Below are 17109 nucleotides of genomic sequence, written 5' to 3' on the forward strand. Positions count from 1 at the left end.
TTTAAGTAATGAGTATATCCGGAAGCGGGTGTACTCATTTTTGTAGATACATAAGTGGAAGCCGTGTAAGAATGTAGCTGAAAAGCAAACCATTACAAATTAGCCGCTCCTAAGAATAGGTATCTTTTTTCAAAAGAAGTAATTTCCCCGTTCCAATACTCATCTCAAAACCTGTGTGTAATGTTCTCAAAAAAAATCCAGTCTATCTTAAAAAGTAGTGCAGCGATAATAGCCCTGCTAACCATTGTCAATGTTACTACGTTTGGTCAGAAAAAAGCAGAGAAAGAAGAATGGGAATCATTGTTTAATGGAAAAGATCTGACTGGATGGGATATTAAAATCGCCGGATTTGAGTTGAACGACAATCATAAAAACACTTTCCTTGTGGAAGACAATATGATTCGTGTCAACTACAATGAATATGATAAGTTCACTACGGAATACGGTCACATGTATTACAACAAACCCTATTCTCACTATAAAATCCGTTTGCAATACCGCTTTACAGGCAACCAGGTACCGGGCGGTGCTTCTTGGAACGTACGCAATAGCGGCATTATGTTGCATTCTCAGTCTGCTGCAAGCTTAGGGCTCGACCAGGATTTTCCCATTTCATTGGAAATGCAATATCTGGGAGGGTTAAATGCCGGCGAAAGAACAACAGGTAACCTTTGTACGCCAGGTACCATTGTGGATATAAAAGGAAAAACGACCGAAGAACACTGCATCAATTCCACATCCAAAACCTACAATGGCGATCAGTGGGTTTCAGCGGAAGCTATTGTATTGGGAGATTCTATTGTATATCATCTGATTGAAGGAGATACCGTTCTTGTTTTCACCAATCCTAAAATCGGCGGCGGCTATGTTGGAAGCAATCATACCTTTAAAGACGGTAAAGTTGGAAATGAGGAAGATTGGATGAAAAAACAAAACACTGCTTTAGGTAGTGGATATATCGCGCTGCAAGCCGAAAGCCACCCTATCGACTTCCGTAATATTGAATTACTGAATCTGAAGGGTTGTATGAATAAGAAAGCACTGAACTATAAATCATATTATGTAGAGTCAGATCCGTCGTCTTGTAAATTCAAGAAATAGCTCAGCAATCAACTCCTGCATTCTTTTTATATTTTTGCAGTTTAATCAGGCGTTCTTCCTTCATGAATAAAACTATTTTCCGCTTTCTGGCACTTGTGGCCGTACTGGCAGGTATCAACTGGCTGGCTTCTGTTTTCTTTTTCAGACTTGACATGACCAGCGACCAGAGATACACCATATCGGACGCTACCAAACAGATGCTGGAAAATCTGGATAGGAATGTACAGGTTAACGTCTACTTGTCCGGCGACTTTCCCCCGGGCTTCAAGCGACTGGAGACTGCGACCCGGGAAATGCTGGATGAGTTCAAGACTTATTCCAATGGCAAACTCAGCTTTCAGTTTTCTGACCCATCTTCAGCTCCTAATGAGGAAACAAGAAACAAGCAATATCAAAATCTGATTGACAGGGGACTTACTCCGACTAACCTTCATGCAACCGATCCTGATGGAAAACGAACTGAAAAGATCATTTTCCCTGGTGCCATTGTACAGGCTGATACACTTTCTGTTCCTGTTCAATTGCTTAAAGGCAACAAAGGAAGTGGACCCGACGAACAGCTGAACCAGTCCGTAGAAGGTATAGAATTTGAATTATCGTCAGCGATCCGGTTACTGGCTAATGCAGAAAGAAAAAAAGTGGGACTTATCGTTAGTCACACGCAAGTCGCACCGGGCAGACTCAGCGATCTGATCGCCACAATTCAACAGAGTTACGATGTATTTCTGGACATGAATAATCCGGCTTCCTATGATGGTCTGGATGCAATACTTATTCTGAAGCCAGACAGCGCCTTTTCTGATGATGAAAAATATAAAATTGATCAGTATGTAGTGAATGGTGGCAGTGCGATGTTTTTCGTAGATGGCGCCAAAGTGGATAGTGTAAGTTTGGAAGGAACCTATGCGCAACCGCTGGATCTCAACCTGAATGATCTGTTCTTCAAATGGGGTGTGAGGCTCAATACCAATCTGGTGAAGGATATTAACTGTGCTCAAATCCTCCTGAATGTAGGAACTATGGGCGACAAACCGGAAATCAAACCTTTGCCATGGAGATTTTATCCGGTTTTGAATAATCTGGGCAATCATCCGGTTACCCGGAATATCAATGCTGTCTATACACGTTTCCTAAGCTCTGTAGATACAGTAGGAGGAACTGCCGGCATCAAAAAAACACCGTTGCTGATGACTTCTGCTTATACGCAAATTGTCACTACCCCTGCACTTGTAGGCTATAATGAAGCAAGAAAACAACCGGAACCAACGGAATATAACAATGGAATAAAGATGGCAGGGGTGTTATTAGAAGGTTCCTTTTCTTCTTTATTCCAAAACCGCATATTGCCTTCAGACCCCAGAAGTACAACGTTTAAGGCAACGGGCGAGCCGGGCAAAGTTGTCATTTTTTCTGACGGAGATATTGCTGTAAATGATGTCGATTACAAACGCGGAGCTCCACTTCCGCTCGGCTATGACAGGGTTACCGGATTGACTTTTGGTAATAAAGATCTTATCATTAATGCTCTGGATTACCTCACAGATGCCAATGGGCTTATCAATACCCGCAACAAACAGGTAAGTATTCGTGAGCTGGATAAAATTGAGATTCAGGAGAACAGGAAGTTCTGGCAAGGACTTAATTTACTGGCCCCACTGCTGGTAATCCTAATTTTGGGCGCGCTGCAACATTATGCCAGAAAGAGAAAATTCGCATAAACGCCGAGGATGCGTAGTTAATTTTTTATACTTTTGTTCCCTGCAAAACAGTTTTTTGCCGTATATTTCAAATAGAAAATCCTAATACATAAACACTTACGTCAATTATTATGAAGTTTGTCGTTTCGTCATCAGTTCTCCTTAAGCAGCTGTCCGCTATCAACGGTGTCGTTTCTACGAACCCAATTGTGCCCATACTAGAGAATTTTTTACTTGCTCTTGAAGGAAATAAACTTACAGTTACCGCATCTGACCTTCAAACAGTCATGATTACGGAAGTTGAAGTGGAATCTTCTGAAAAAGGAGCAATTGCAATTCCTGCCAAGCTTTTGCTTGATACACTGCGCGGGCTTCCTGAGCAGCCTATTACGCTACAGGTAAATGCTGAAACTTTCGGAACAGAAATCATCTCTGACAATGGCCGCTACAAGCTGTCAGGAGAAAATCCGATTGATTTCCCTAAAACTCCATCTGTAAATCGCGGTCAATCTGTAGATCTTTCATCTTCGGCTTTGTCTGCTGCGATTTCAAATACATTATTTGCTACAAGTACTGATGATCTTCGTCCTGCTATGACGGGGGTATTTGTACAGATGGGTGCTGAAAATGCAACTTTCGTGGCAACCGACGGTCACCGTCTGGTACGCTACCGCCGTTCAGATATCAAATCGGATGTGGATACATCTATGATTGTACAGAGAAAAGCATTGAACCTGCTTAAATCTTGTCTACCTTCAGAAGATGTTCCGGTAAAAGCTGAGTTTACGCAATCCAATGCTTTTTTCAGCTTTGGAAATATCCGTATGATTTGCCGGTTGATTGATGAGCGTTTCCCTGATTACGAAAACGCAATTCCAACCAACAACCAGAACACCCTGACAATTAATAGACAGGAAATTCTGAGCTCATTACGCCGTATCTCAATTTATTCGAATCGTACGACGCATCAGGTTCGTCTGAAAATGTCTCTGAACGATCTTGTGATTTCTGCGGAAGATCTGGACTATTCCAATGAAGCAAACGAGCGCCTGATGTGCGAATACAATGGCGACGATATGGAAATTGGTTTCAATGCGAAGTTTCTGATCGAAGTACTGGGTAACATGTCAAGCAAAACCATCACTTTCGAACTTTCTGCTCCTAACAGAGCTGGTCTCATTATTCCGGTAGATCAGGAGGAAAACGAGGATGTACTGATGCTCGTTATGCCTGTAATGCTCAATACCTACGTGTAGTAGTTAAAGAATTTAAAATAAAGGTCGACTGCAGAGATTTATTCTTTGCAGTCGTTTTAGTTTTTAATCGTTTGAAAATCAGACAACTGCGTTTCAATTACGAAAAGACACGTATTTAACCCTTGCTTCTACGATAAATTTCGTAGAAATTTGGGAAGATTATATTTTCCTGTTGTATGTATATAAAACCAACTGACTCTGAGCTGGAGATTTTGAATTTTTTATGGCTCTCAGGGCCAAGTACGGTGAAAGATGTTCACAAACATTTGGCGGAGCGGAAAGGTGTAGGTTATACTACTGCACTGAAATTGATGCAAATCATGCATGATAAGGGATTGCTATATCGTACGGAAAGAGGTCGGTCACATATATATGTAGCTCTCCTGGGAAAAGAAGAAACGCAGCAGAATCTTACAACACGCCTTATTCAAACTGCATATCAGGATTCCCCTTACCAAATGGTTCTTCAGATTCTGGAAAATCATACACTCTCAAAAGAAGAGCGCGAACAAATCCGGACCATATTAGATGAGTCGGATACAAACGCCTGACACTCCCCTACTCTACCTCTATCACCACATCGTCTGTCATCGGGCGTGTCACACAGGTAAGTATAAAACCTTCATTTCGTTCAGCTTCTGAAAGTCCGTCTTCTTCATCCAAGTGGACTTTACCTGAAACACAGCGCCCAAGACATGCCGTACACATACCTGCCTGACATGAATACGGCAAATCAATATCCATATTCAGAGCCGCTTCCAGTACAGTTTCATGAGGTTTTACAGGAAGCTTATATTCTGTTCCTTCGTAAAATATGGTAATTTCTCTCGTCTTTGACGATTCATCTTCTTCCGCCACAACTTCTCCGGGCTGAGCACTCGTAGCAGTTATAAAGCTTTCTTTTCTTACAAGCTGATCAGGAACGGCAAGAATTGACAATGCACGGTGCGCTTCTTCCATCATATCGTCGGGCCCGCAAAGGAAATATTCTGCCGTCTTTTTATTCAGAGAAGGCATCGATTCCATGATTTTCAAAATATGCGTCTTATTGAGACGCCCTGTTTCTCCATTCCATTCAAATGATGGCTGGCTCAAACTATGAACAACCTGAAGCCGTTCCTTATACTTCTGCTTCAGCGCGTCAATCTTATCTTTGAAGATGATATTTTTCTCATCCCGACTACCATAAAGAAGGAAAACTTCACTTTCAGGCTCAACCATCAGGATTGATTTCAGGATTGAAAATAAAGGTGTAATACCGCTTCCGGCACCAATGAAAACGACTTGTCTGGTCTGGTCATCGGCTTGCTTTGGGAAGAAGTTGCCCATAGGTTCCATCGTCTCAAGTATGTCGCCTGGTTTTACTGAATCAAGCAAATGATTTGATGCAAAGCCTCCTGGCACACGCTTGATTGTAATAGCCAGAGACACATCGGTATAAGGCGAGCTTGACATGGAATAGGAGCGCCTCACCTTTTTATCACCCTGTGGCAATAATATAGTCAGAAACTGTCCTGGCCGATAGGCCACCACTTCATTTAACGGATGCCAGAAATGAATCGTAGCAGATTCTTCCGTCTCTTTCTCTATTTCCTTTACTTTTAAATATAAATACTTGCTCATTTTGACAGTCTGCTTTCAGCAATCGGCTGTCAGCTTATTTTTTAATTCTTTATATCAAAACAAAAGCCCCATGGATTAATTCAACCATGAGGCTTTTAGATAATACTCTTCCGGTAATTACTTCAAAGTAGCCACCGCTCCTTTGATACGATTTACCGCTTCTTCCAGTGCTTCGTCTGCCGCGGCAGTCGAGATACGGATACAGTTTGGTGCTCCAAACCCGGATCCTGCTACTGTAGAAACATAATATTTATTCAGGATCCAGTTTGAGAAATCGTCTGAGTCATTGATGGTAGTTTCTCCGTCCGATTTCCCGAAGTAATAGCTCACATCAGGGAATGCATAAAATGCGCCTTCCGGAATTCTCACTTTAAAACCGGGGATTTCCTGTAAAAGACCGATAACAAGGTCGCGACGACGTTTGTAAGCTGTCGCCATTTCTTTGGAAGCATCCAATGAGCCGTTAAAAGCAGCTGTTGCAGCTTTCTGAGCAATTGAATTGGTTCCGGAAGTAACTTGTCCCTGCAGTTTTTCAACACCGTCTGCGATCCATTTTGCAGCAGCTGTGAATCCGATTCTCCAGCCTGTCATAGCGTATCCTTTGGCCACACCATTTACAGTGATTACCCTTTCTTTCAATGCAGGAATAGAACCGATGCTGAAATTGCCTTCCTCTGTGAAATTGATATATTCGTAGATTTCGTCAGCCAGAACATAAACATCAGGATGCTTTTCAAGTACCGATGCGATATCTCTCAATTCTTTTTCTGAGTAAACTGCTCCTGTCGGGTTGTTAGGAGAAGCATACATCACGATTTTTGTTTTTGGTGTAATAGCAGCTTCAAGCTGAGCAGCCGTCACTTTGAAATCATTTTCAAAAGCACCGTCAATAATCACTGATTTACCTTCAGCCAGCTTCACCATTTCGGAGTAACTTACCCAGTAAGGCGCAAAAATAATCACCTCATCACCCGGATTGATCAAAACCTGAATGACATTAGCCAATGAATGTTTGGCACCCGTAGAAACCACGATATTCTCAGGTTTCCAATCAATATTATTATCACGTTTTAATTTATCTGCAATAGCCTTACGTAGGTCAGGGTATCCCGCTACAGGTGAATAACCATGAAAACCATCATCAATTGCTTTCTTGGCAGCCTCGCAAATGTGTGCGGGCGTCTTAAAATCTGGCTCTCCAACGCTCAGACTAATCACTTTATGACCTTGTGCGGCCAATTCACGCGCCATTTTTGTCATCGCCAGCGTCGAAGATTCTTCGAGGGCGTTAATACGGTCGGCCAACCTGGCTTGCTCTGCTACTGCGGACATTGCAACGAAAAATTAAGTTAAAGAAAGGATATTGCGATCTATATCAACAAATTGCCCGCAAAGGTACGGGATTTTTAGAAGTGGAAACTTAATTTTTGCAGGAACGTTGAAGAAAAACTTTAATTTGCTACTGAAACCAGATCAAACATGTTGTGGAACCTGTTTCACGCAACTGACGTATTCCCAATTAATGAATATACCTAAAACAGTTCTGTCCATAATCATTATTGCCTTTATAGGCTTTTCCTGCAAAAAACCTCAGCCTTTGGTGGAAGAAAATGTGATTCCCTGCGAAATGAGAGAATTTACAGAGTTTGGCAGAACCTATTCATTAGAATACGATGCTAATCGTTTACCGACGAAGACGTTTCTTAAAGGTGGAAGCGTTAATCCTGTTTATCAAACATTTGAATACACAAATGGAGTGCTTACGTCAATTCACAGAGTAGACCTGGAAGGTGTTAGTTATCCAGAGGCAAAATTTGAATATAAAAATGGTGTTCTTAACCTCATCCGAAAATTTGATGGCACCAGATATGACTTTACTGACCTTACATATTACATTAAGGAAATAGAACGTATTGAATTTAAGTATAGCTCACAAAAAAGTCCTTCATCACTGATTCGCTGGTTATCTGATGAAAAAGGTGAATTTTTCAAGAGCCACGAGAGCGAATTCGAATACAGTACAGCAGGAAACCTGGTAACCGAAAAAATGCACACTTTCGCACGACAGAATGTTATCGAAGCCGATTATCTATATGAATATTTTTATGATAATAAGCCTAACACACAAAAGCACCTGAACAGCTTGTTTCTCTCCGCTACTGACTCTCCACCGAAATTATTTTCAAGTAACAACCTCAATAGGATTAAGCTTACTTATGAAAGTAAACTCATTCGTGACGAAAAACTTAAACTGACATATGATACCGAAGGAAACGTCGTTGACGATGGATATCGATACTCCAAAATAATATGGAACTGTAAGTGACTGAGTAATTTGAAAATAGAAGTAATTGCCAAAATTTCGCCTCTCAAAAAATCTCCCCCAAATTCACAAACACTCCTCTCGATCCTTTCGCTCCGAATCCATAGTCAATACCGACATTGGTTCTGGAAGCCTTGTTTACTTTGAGCCTCAGACCAACTCCTGCGCCGGGAGCTATTGTGCTAAAACGTTTGGAAGGCCAGTTAGAGAAACTCTGTGCATTCGCAAAAACGACTCCTCCTAAAAGTCCGTTCTGAGTAAGTGCAAAGCGATATTCTGATTCTACGTAAAGCATTTGAGGGCTACGGAAGCGCCCCTGAATATAACCCCGACCCGTGTTATTGGTAACATCCCAGGCCGTACTCGGCAAATCCAGGTAAGGCGGTTTGCCACTTAACGTAAGCCAATTCAGATTCCATAAAGCGAGTGTATTTTTGCTCCCTGCAGGAAAATTAATATACTTCCGAAACTCCATAACCAGCGATTCCCAGTTGCTGTCACTTCCCAGAAACTTCTGGTTGATCCGGTAACGGATATTTCCATAAAAGCCTCCTTCCGGATTAATGGAATTTTTCCTGTTATCAAACAAGGCACTGAGCAACAGTCCGGATGACATGGACTTATGAGGAAGCCCGTAAGCAGCCACATCTGCATTAAATCCTTCCTCTTTTATTTTCCAGCGCTTATCAAGCATATAGCCGACACCCGCATAAAAAGAACCGGATATTTTTTTGAGGACCAATTGATGCAGCCGGATATGCGAATAGATCAGCTTACTTGCATTTTCCTCTACACTATTTCCGCCAAGACCGTACGTATCCTGTGGATATTTGAAATAACGCCAGTCTGTTACGATATTATAGCGATTGCCTTTTGTCCAGATATTGGTTTGTACCGGAATGGTAAGCTGACCGTATTGCGAGTAATTAAAACTTGCACTAACGCTCGATAAGTTGGCGGTAGACTCTTCTTCACTCAGATGAAAGGCCGCGTTAGCACTGGCCAAACCAACAAAACCTGTCGAAAGTGTGTAGCCAATGGCAGGAACTATAGAGAAATTTACCTTTCTCGGCGGAGATTCAGCTTTATTCTCTTTCCTTAAAATCCGCTTTGCAATGTCTATCAAATCGGTTTCTGCCGGATCTGATGTGGTATCTGTCAATACCACCCTTGTCTCCGGACCAGCTATCTGTGCCGAAACGGACGCTATAGATGTAAACCCGCAGAGCAGGAAAAGTACGATTCTGTGCAAAGTGAGTGATGTCTTAAAAGAACCAAATGTAGCTCAATTTGCAAATTTCATACCGACTCTCAACGGATTTAACAATTTTCTAATTGAAAATAAAAAACCGCTGACTCCATCAGAAGCCAGCGGTTTTTCAATTATTCTAAATCGGACTATGCCAAAGCAGCCTGAAGGTTGGTATTGATCGCTTCAAGGAATTCTTCAGTATACAGATAGTGCTCACCATGATTCACTTTGTTACCATGGATACACACTGCCAGATCTTTCGTCATTTTACCGCTTTCTACCGTCTCGATACAAACTCTTTCAAGAGACTGGCAGAAATCGATCAATTCCTGGTTTCCGTCCAGTTTACCACGGAACTCCAATCCACGTGTCCATGCGAAGATAGATGCGATCGGGTTTGTAGAAGTTGGGCGTCCTTTCTGGTGCTCACGGTAGTGGCGCGTTACAGTTCCGTGTGCAGCTTCAGCTTCCATTGTTTTGCCATCCGGCGTTACCAACACAGAAGTCATCAAACCAAGTGAACCGAATCCTTGTGCAACGGTATCAGACTGTACGTCACCATCGTAGTTTTTACAAGCCCATACAAAGTTACCTTCCCACTTAAGAGCAGAAGCAACCATGTCGTCGATCAGACGGTGCTCGTAATGCACTTTTCCTGCATATTCAGTATCGTATACTTCCTGGAAAATATCTTTGAAACGACCGTCATATTTCTTCAAAATTGTATTTTTTGTAGAAAGGTACAAAGGCCATCCTTTTCCAAGAGCTACATTGAAGCAAGAGCGTGCAAATCCACGAATAGATTCGTCGATGTTATACATTCCCATTGCTACACCAGCACCTTTGAACTCATATACTTCGTGCTCAATAACCTGACCGTCTTCACCTTCAAATTTGATGGTCAATTTACCTTTTCCAGGTACAACGAAATCTGTTGCTTTATATTGATCTCCGAAAGCATGACGACCAACGATGATAGGCGCGCTCCAGTTTGTTACCAAACGAGGCACATTGCTCATCACGATAGGCTCACGGAATACAGTACCATCCAGGATGTTACGGATTGTTCCGTTAGGAGATTTCCACATTTGTTTCAGATTGAATTCCGTTACGCGGTCTTCATCCGGTGTAATGGTTGCACATTTGATACCAACTCCATACTCTCTGATTGCATTGGCAGCATCAATTGTAACCTGGTCATTGGTTTCATCACGGTATTCAACACCTAAATCGTAATACTTAATATCTACGTCCAGATACGGTAAAATAAGTTTCTCCTTGATAAACTTCCAGATGATACGGGTCATCTCGTCTCCGTCAAGCTCTACTACGGGGTTTGCAACTTTAATTTTGCTCATGTCTTATTGCTATACTATAGTTAAAGATTTAAATGCGACCGTGAAAGTACAAACAAACATCTAAAAAGGCGAAGAAAAGGAAGAACATTGTTGGTTATCAGCCTGGATTATAACCTAAGAAAAGTGTTCATTCGGGCAAAGCTGTCACCTGATTCTGCCCGAATTTGCGCCCCGCATTACAGGTGTATAATCGAAATTATCCTTCCCGGAAAACAGAGATCAAAATCGAATCTATGCCATCCCAAGTTGGTAGTCTTGACATTATATTCAATATTGCTCCCTGGTATGTGTAGCACAGAGAACTATTACTACAGCATGACGAAAGAGTTATTAAGGAAGGAATTCCTCCTCCGTAGGAGCGTATTGAAGACTGAGGAATTGCATGTTAGAAACCGTGTAATTGCTGAGCGCGCACTGTTGCATATTTCCTCATTTTCTCCAACATCCATCCACACTTTTCTACCACAAGTGGATAAACATGAAATAAATACGATGCTGATTATAGGAGAAATATGGAGATCACTACCAAACATACAGATTATAGCTCCGAGAGTTATTCCGGGTACTCCTACAATGGAGCATTTCGTCATTACTCCTGAAACAATACTCGTTGAAAACAAGTGGGGAATTCCGGAACCGGAACCAATTACCTCGCAAATATCTGATATTCAAGAAATTGACATGATTTTAGTTCCTCTTCTCGCTTTTGATATAAACGGATTCAGAGTTGGCTATGGGGGAGGCTTTTATGATCGCTTTTTTCCACAATGTAAATCATCTGCTATCAAGACAGGTTTGTCCTTTTTTGACCCGGTCCAGGAAATTGAAAACTTGGACAAATTTGATGTAGCTCTGGACTATTGCATTACTCCTTACCAGACTTTCCATTGGCGCCATAGCATTGCTTCACAACTCTCAGGAGATCAGCCTTAATCAGGTATGATTTTTTTGCTATATATCCCGGTTTCCCGCTAATCATCCGCTTAATAGTTGCTATGACCATTCAATAAGAAAGGTTATTTATAAACAAATGGATTGACGAGCTTTGCAAAAGGGTAAACAAAGGTATAAATCTTTGAAAATGACAAGACAAACTAGGTAAAAGCACTTACGTATGTATAGCTGGGTTAAGAAAATGTAAAATTAATTTGATCCCGCTACAACCATTTACAGCTTTTGAAACTCCTTAAATTAAACTGCCCTGAAAAATTGATTATAGCTATGAAGTCATATTTTACATTACTAATTGCAACTATACTGTTTGGACTATGCCTTCTGGAGAAGGACCTCAAACAACGTGCAATGAATGAACAGATTGCAGATAAAGAAGTTAAATACAGCAAGCCATCAAATCAGGCTTCAGAAGAACAGGAAGGTACACCAAATGATCTTTGGGTACACTCCCTGCATGTTTCAGATATTTCAATAGCGGATTCTATCGCTGTCAACGACAACGGTCGTATTCAGGCGTCTTTATAATATTTCAACAGATACACACACAAGGGTTCAGTTAATTGACTAATAGTCAATTAACTGAATAGACCCATTATATCCTCCTGACTCAGTTTCTTAATAAAACCTGACTCACCACCTACAAGGTCTTCTGCCAAATCTTGCTTCCGTTGCTGAAGCAGTATGATTTTTTCCTCAATCGTATCCTTACAAATCATCTTGTAAGCAAATACTTTTCGGGTTTGCCCAATACGGTGCGTACGGTCAATTGCCTGACGCTCTACAGCAGGGTTCCACCATGGATCTACCAGGTATACGTAGTCCGCCTCTGTAAGGTTAAGACCTACCCCACCGGCTTTAAGACTCATCAGGAATACGCGGCAAGTCTGGTCATTCTGAAAACGGCTCACGCGCCCCGCACGATCCACAGTTTGTCCATCCAGATATTCATAAGGAATGTTCATCTTATCAAGATGTTGCCTGATCAAATCCAACATACCAAGGAATTGACTGAATATCAAAATCTTATGATTAGAAGCATTTTCCTCAATCTCTCTTGTGATTTCTTCCAACTTCGCCGATTCGTTTCCATAATCCTCTTCTCCTGACAAAATAGAAGGGGAATCGCAAATCTGACGAAGTTTCAGCAATGCTTCCAGAATCAGGAAGCTGCTTTTGTTAAGACCTTCGGTTGCCAGTTTTTCAGCAATTTCCTGTTTGTATTTTTCCCTGAACAAGTCATAAACCTTTCGCTGCTTTTTACCCATTTCACAGAACAGGATTGTTTCTGTCTTGTCTGGCAAGTCAGTGGCAACCTCTTCTTTGGTTCTTTTAAGCATGAACGGATATACCAGCCTTCTCAGCTCTTCGGATTTTTCCTTGTCCTGGTATTTGTCAATAGGAGTAGCATATTCCGTACGGAAAAAGTCTGCGTGACCAAGCATTCCCGGATTCAGGAATTCAAACTGTGCGTAGAGATCAAAAGTATTGTTTTCTACAGGCGTTCCGGTCATAGTGAGCCTGTTGGTAGCTCTCAACAATCGCGACGCCTTCGAGGTGAGCGAATCCGGATTCTTGATGGCTTGTGCCTCATCCAGTATAATGTAATGAAACCCAAAATCCCTGAAGAGCTCCACATCGCTACGCATGGTACCATATGTCGTCAGAATTACATCGTATTCTTCAAAAAACTGAATGTCCTTACGACGTGTCATTCCTCTGTGTACATACAGATTCAAGTCGGGAGTAAATTTCTCTGCCTCCGCCTGCCAGTTGAAAATCAGGGTAGTAGGAACTACGACAAGATTCGTATAATTTTTTTCTTCATTTTTCTGCTGCTGCAGGAAAGTGAGCATCTGAAGGGTTTTTCCTAAACCCATATCATCAGCGAGACAGCCCCCCCAGCCAAACTCATGCAGGAAGTTAATCCATTTATAACCCTCAGCCTGATAATGCCTTAGCGTGGCATTGATGTTTTCGGGCAAAGGAACATTAGGAATCTGTTTAAAATTCAGCAACTTTTCCTTCTTCTCCTGCAATTCCAAAAACACCTCTTCATTGTCAGCCTGAGATACAAGCTCGTCAATCAATGAAAAATGGATTTTAGAAAGATGTATCTGATCTCCGTCCACTCTTCCGAATTTCAGAAGCGGATCCAGCTTTTTTATCCATTCTTCGGGCAGCATTCCCAAAGACCCGTCTTTAAGCTGAACGTAGTTTTGTTTTTTGAGTAAAGCCTTTTTAGCATCTGCCAGCGAAACTTTCTGGTCGCCAAACATGATCTCGACCTGCATGTCAAACCAGTCAATTCCGGAAGATGCGCGCACGCTGAATTGCCCCCTGTTAGGATTGAAGCGCATTTTCTTCAAATCCTTGAACCCCAGCAGATCATATTTTCTGCTATTTACAGCCTCCACAAATTTGAACAGCCAACCGTCTTTCATCACGTGGTCAAACGGAATAAAGAAAAACGGATTCCCGGTTTGATGTTTAAAATCGGAATGTAAAGTTTCCAGCCATTGCCACACCTCCTGCTCCGTATTGACATCACGCTCCTGCATAGTAATTTTTCCATCCTCGAAACCCGTTTTGGTTTTTCTGAGATCATGAATCATTTCTACTTCAGTGCCTTCTTCCTCACCTTCATACACGTACATAGGTACGATCAGCAGGTTTGCATCATCTTCTTTAAGGTAAACTCTGGTTTTCAGCAATTTCAGAGAAGTTGCTTCAATAGCATGCCTTGTCTGGAAAATTACGTCGAATTGTTCAGTTACCGGCATAATCCAGTCCTTCAGAAACCCTTCCGAAAAGTCCTTTTTGACACGCAGTTTGAAACCATTTTCACGCATATATACGGCCATTTCAGCATCACTGGTGCTGGCCCAACGGAATAATGTATCTTCCTTATACATGCCAAGCCAGAAGCTGTCAAAATCAGCTACTTTCTGCAGGTCAATCGGACTACCCTTATGTATCTCAACATATGGGTTCAATGTAACAAACTCACTGTCTTCAGTAAGCACAAAGAAGAGCTTAACCGGCTCTCTGTGTAAATTTACTTTTGTAAGCTGATTATTGGTCGTAATGTGATCGCTATCAGAAATATAAAGCCATTCTTCTTCCAGATCGTTAAATATCTGTGATATCTGGTTGCCTATATAGTTTCTGGAATCGCGTTGCTGCAGCAAGCTGACATCGCTGAAATGCAGGTAAGAATTATACGACCATCCTTTTTTACGGGTGTGCTTTTGCAATCCATCTTCTAAATGGCGTGCAATACGTACCAAACGTGCTTCGGCCTCTGTCAGAACTGGCACCTCATCCGGAGAGTAGTATTGACTGGCTCCGCCGGCAACGTTTCTGATACTTGTTATCTTTTGTGTCTTGCTATTGTATTTGGCAGAAAATGCGCCGAAACCAAAATCAAGAAAATGGTCTTTGCCTTTTGGCCAGAAAACAAACAGAGATACACGATCTTCGTCGTCTCTTGCCGTTTCCGAAGTAGATACCTGATAGGATATTTGCTGATAGGGCAGAATACGCTCACGTAGTTCGTCCCAATCCTGATGCGTTCCCACCTTCTGAATACCCGGATCAAGCTTCACAAGATGTAAGGCCCCGTCTTCATCCAGTTTGAATTCAAACTTGGCATGAAAGTCCTCTTCCAGTGTATAGCCGTATTGAGCAAGAAGGTTTGTTTTCTCTTCTGTCAGGTCCCGCATCACCTCAAACGCACGCTCTCCCAGCTCCTCACGCAGTTTCAGCAACGCAGCCAGTTTATGCTCACATATAGGCACCCACAACTTCTGTTCGCAGGAACAAGCTGTTCGTAGCTGTTTGGTATTTTTAATCCGGTTGAATTCCACAGTAAATTCTGCCTCCTTATCATGGACAACGCATATCGCGTCTCCATCCTTAGCCGACAGAATATCTATTTCAGTAATCTCATCCTTTCTTCTCCAGGTATCATCAAGTACCAGATTACGCAGTGAAAAATCTCTGATCTCACCCAGATCCACCACAGTCTCCTGCATTTCATAAAGTACCTGCTTAATGCTGGGCATTTTATCAAGAATGTACAAGATACCCGCCACCCTGTGCTTACAGAGTGTACTTTGGCCGGGAGAGCAAGTACATGCGGTGCTGATTTGAGGAGTGAGAAACTCCTTGATCTGGATTATATAAAATTGTGTAGAATAATCACTTTTGACTTTAAATTCTGCATTCCCTGGCCCATTGTATTCCAGCTTTGCCACTTTCAGAGCGCCGCTGCTGTAAATGGAACGTCCACGGGATAATACTTCCTTGTCAGCCCTGTTTATCAAGAAGTTTGATAACTTTTCCTTCTTTTCGTTTTCCATTTACCCTTCTTTTAAAATGCAAAAGTACGGTTTGTTTCTGTTTTTGAGAAACAAACAACGTTACTATTCGCAAATCAAAAGCTGGTTACTACTGAATATATGGTTGATCAATGACTCCAACATGAGCTGGTTCAGGCTTTCCCTGAATATAACTGAGCAGATATTTACCAACATTTGGATATAAAATTGTGTGATTTAGTTCAGAAAATGGGAGCCAAACCATCTCTAAAGCTGTTGTTTCAGCTCCATTAAGCTCGGGGGTACCCGCAGTAATTTCTGACTCAAATATAATATGGAGCGTCTCTTTCTTGATTTCGTCCCATATTACCTCTCCGCAAAATACCATTTTACCCGTTTTGGTGGTAATTTTTAGTTCTTCAGAAAGTTCTCTTACTAAAGCGTCGGTCAGATTTTCACCAGGATCGGGGTTTCCGCCTGGCAGGGCAAAAACATTTATGTTCCCATAATTATAGCGAAGCGTAAGAATGGATTCACCATTCAGAATCATTGCAGATGGACGTACTTTCATGAACCCGGTTATTTATTTACAGTGTGATCTTCAAGTTTAAATCACCGATAATTTAATAATAAATTAACCACCTATTACCATCTGCTCAATTAATAGCATAAAAATATGGATCACTTTGATATGGATTTCCTGAATACGATCGGCATAACCAAAGTGAGGAACACGTATTTCCACATCAGCTGTATCGGCCAGCTTGCCTCCGTCTTTTCCGGAAAGAATAACCACTTTCATTCCCTTTGCTTTTGCCGCTTCCACCGCTCTGATAATGTTACCGGAATTTCCGCTGGTACTTAGCGCCATTAACACATCACCTTGTTGACCAAGGCCTTCAATGTAGCGGGAAAAAACATATTCGTACCCAAAATCGTTGCTTACGCAGCTTAGATGGCTTACATCCGATATTGCAATGGCCGGCAAAGCACGACGATTATCTCTGTACCGACCGGTAAGCTCCTCGGCAAAATGCATGGCATCACAGTGCGATCCACCATTTCCGCAGGAAATAATTTTTTTATCATTCAATATTGCATCCGACATTAAACGTGCGGCTGCCTCAATCTTCTCTATTTGCTTCGGATCGTTCAGAAAACGGTCGAGTACCTGTTGTGCTTCCTGTAATTCGTTGCTGATGATATCTTTATAATTCATGGATTTT

Annotated in this window: 14 protein-coding genes; 7 read left to right on the forward strand and 7 right to left on the reverse strand. The window is 41.8% G+C overall.

Features of this window, described 5'->3' with window-relative positions:
• Window positions 1-180: 180 nt before the first annotated feature.
• The 4 genes from DSL64_RS15170 to DSL64_RS15185 all read left to right on the forward strand — a co-directional run bounded on the left by DSL64_RS15170 (window position 181) and on the right by DSL64_RS15185 (window position 4605).
• Complete coding sequence (locus DSL64_RS15170; RefSeq protein WP_115831764.1) at window positions 181-1101, forward strand: 3-keto-disaccharide hydrolase; 921 nt, start codon at window positions 181-183, stop codon at window positions 1099-1101.
• A 62-nt stretch (window positions 1102-1163) separates the two neighbouring features.
• Window positions 1164-2819 (forward strand): gliding motility-associated ABC transporter substrate-binding protein GldG, encoded by a 1656-nt coding sequence (gldG, locus tag DSL64_RS15175; RefSeq protein ID WP_115831765.1) that lies wholly within the window; start codon window positions 1164-1166, stop codon window positions 2817-2819.
• 110 nt (window positions 2820-2929) lie between these two features.
• Window positions 2930-4054, forward strand: coding sequence for a DNA polymerase III subunit beta (dnaN, locus tag DSL64_RS15180; RefSeq protein ID WP_115831766.1), 1125 nt, complete (start codon window positions 2930-2932; stop codon window positions 4052-4054).
• Between the two features lie 176 nt (window positions 4055-4230).
• Window positions 4231-4605, forward strand: coding sequence for a BlaI/MecI/CopY family transcriptional regulator (locus DSL64_RS15185; RefSeq protein ID WP_115831767.1), 375 nt, complete (start codon window positions 4231-4233; stop codon window positions 4603-4605).
• 7 nt (window positions 4606-4612) lie between these two features.
• Here the strand turns inward: DSL64_RS15185 and DSL64_RS15190 are convergent, their stop codons facing one another.
• A complete protein-coding gene (locus DSL64_RS15190; RefSeq protein WP_115831768.1) occupies window positions 4613-5677 on the reverse strand; it encodes a ferredoxin--NADP reductase in 1065 nt (354 codons plus the stop codon).
• A gap of 117 nt (window positions 5678-5794) precedes the next feature.
• Window positions 5795-7009: a pyridoxal phosphate-dependent aminotransferase gene (locus DSL64_RS15195; protein WP_115831769.1), complete on the reverse strand. Its 1215-nt coding sequence runs from the start codon at window positions 7007-7009 to the stop codon at window positions 5795-5797.
• Between the two features lie 190 nt (window positions 7010-7199).
• Here DSL64_RS15195 and DSL64_RS15200 point away from each other — a divergent pair, with 190 nt between their 5' ends.
• A complete protein-coding gene (locus DSL64_RS15200; RefSeq protein ID WP_115831770.1) occupies window positions 7200-8003 on the forward strand; it encodes a hypothetical protein in 804 nt (267 codons plus the stop codon).
• Window positions 8004-8046: 43 nt separating this feature from the next.
• Here DSL64_RS15200 and DSL64_RS15205 read toward each other — a convergent pair whose 3' ends face one another.
• Both DSL64_RS15205 and DSL64_RS15210 read right to left on the reverse strand, forming a co-directional pair.
• Entirely contained in the window at window positions 8047-9252 is a 1206-nt protein-coding gene (locus tag DSL64_RS15205; protein ID WP_115831771.1) for a BamA/TamA family outer membrane protein, read from the reverse strand.
• A 146-nt stretch (window positions 9253-9398) separates the two neighbouring features.
• Window positions 9399-10610, reverse strand: coding sequence for an NADP-dependent isocitrate dehydrogenase (locus DSL64_RS15210; protein WP_115831772.1), 1212 nt, complete (start codon window positions 10608-10610; stop codon window positions 9399-9401).
• A gap of 285 nt (window positions 10611-10895) precedes the next feature.
• Between DSL64_RS15210 and DSL64_RS15215 the strand changes: the two genes are divergently transcribed.
• A complete protein-coding gene (locus DSL64_RS15215) occupies window positions 10896-11543 on the forward strand; it encodes a 5-formyltetrahydrofolate cyclo-ligase (protein WP_115831773.1) in 648 nt (215 codons plus the stop codon).
• A gap of 288 nt (window positions 11544-11831) precedes the next feature.
• On the forward strand, window positions 11832-12089 hold the full coding sequence (locus DSL64_RS15220; protein ID WP_115831774.1) for a hypothetical protein: 258 nt from the start codon (window positions 11832-11834) through the stop codon (window positions 12087-12089).
• 50 nt (window positions 12090-12139) lie between these two features.
• Here the strand turns inward: DSL64_RS15220 and DSL64_RS15225 are convergent, their stop codons facing one another.
• The 3 genes from DSL64_RS15225 to lpcA all read right to left on the reverse strand — a co-directional run bounded on the left by DSL64_RS15225 (window position 12140) and on the right by lpcA (window position 17102).
• Window positions 12140-15925, reverse strand: coding sequence for a DEAD/DEAH box helicase (locus DSL64_RS15225; protein ID WP_115831775.1), 3786 nt, complete (start codon window positions 15923-15925; stop codon window positions 12140-12142).
• An 88-nt stretch (window positions 15926-16013) separates the two neighbouring features.
• On the reverse strand, window positions 16014-16454 hold the full coding sequence (locus tag DSL64_RS15230) for an NUDIX domain-containing protein (protein WP_115831776.1): 441 nt from the start codon (window positions 16452-16454) through the stop codon (window positions 16014-16016).
• 63 nt (window positions 16455-16517) lie between these two features.
• On the reverse strand, window positions 16518-17102 hold the full coding sequence (gene lpcA, locus DSL64_RS15235; protein ID WP_115831777.1) for a D-sedoheptulose 7-phosphate isomerase: 585 nt from the start codon (window positions 17100-17102) through the stop codon (window positions 16518-16520).
• Window positions 17103-17109 lie beyond the last annotated feature (7 nt).

This window comes from Dyadobacter luteus, from assembly GCF_003383615.1.
GTDB classification, from domain to species: Bacteria; Bacteroidota; Bacteroidia; order Cytophagales; family Spirosomataceae; genus Dyadobacter; species Dyadobacter luteus.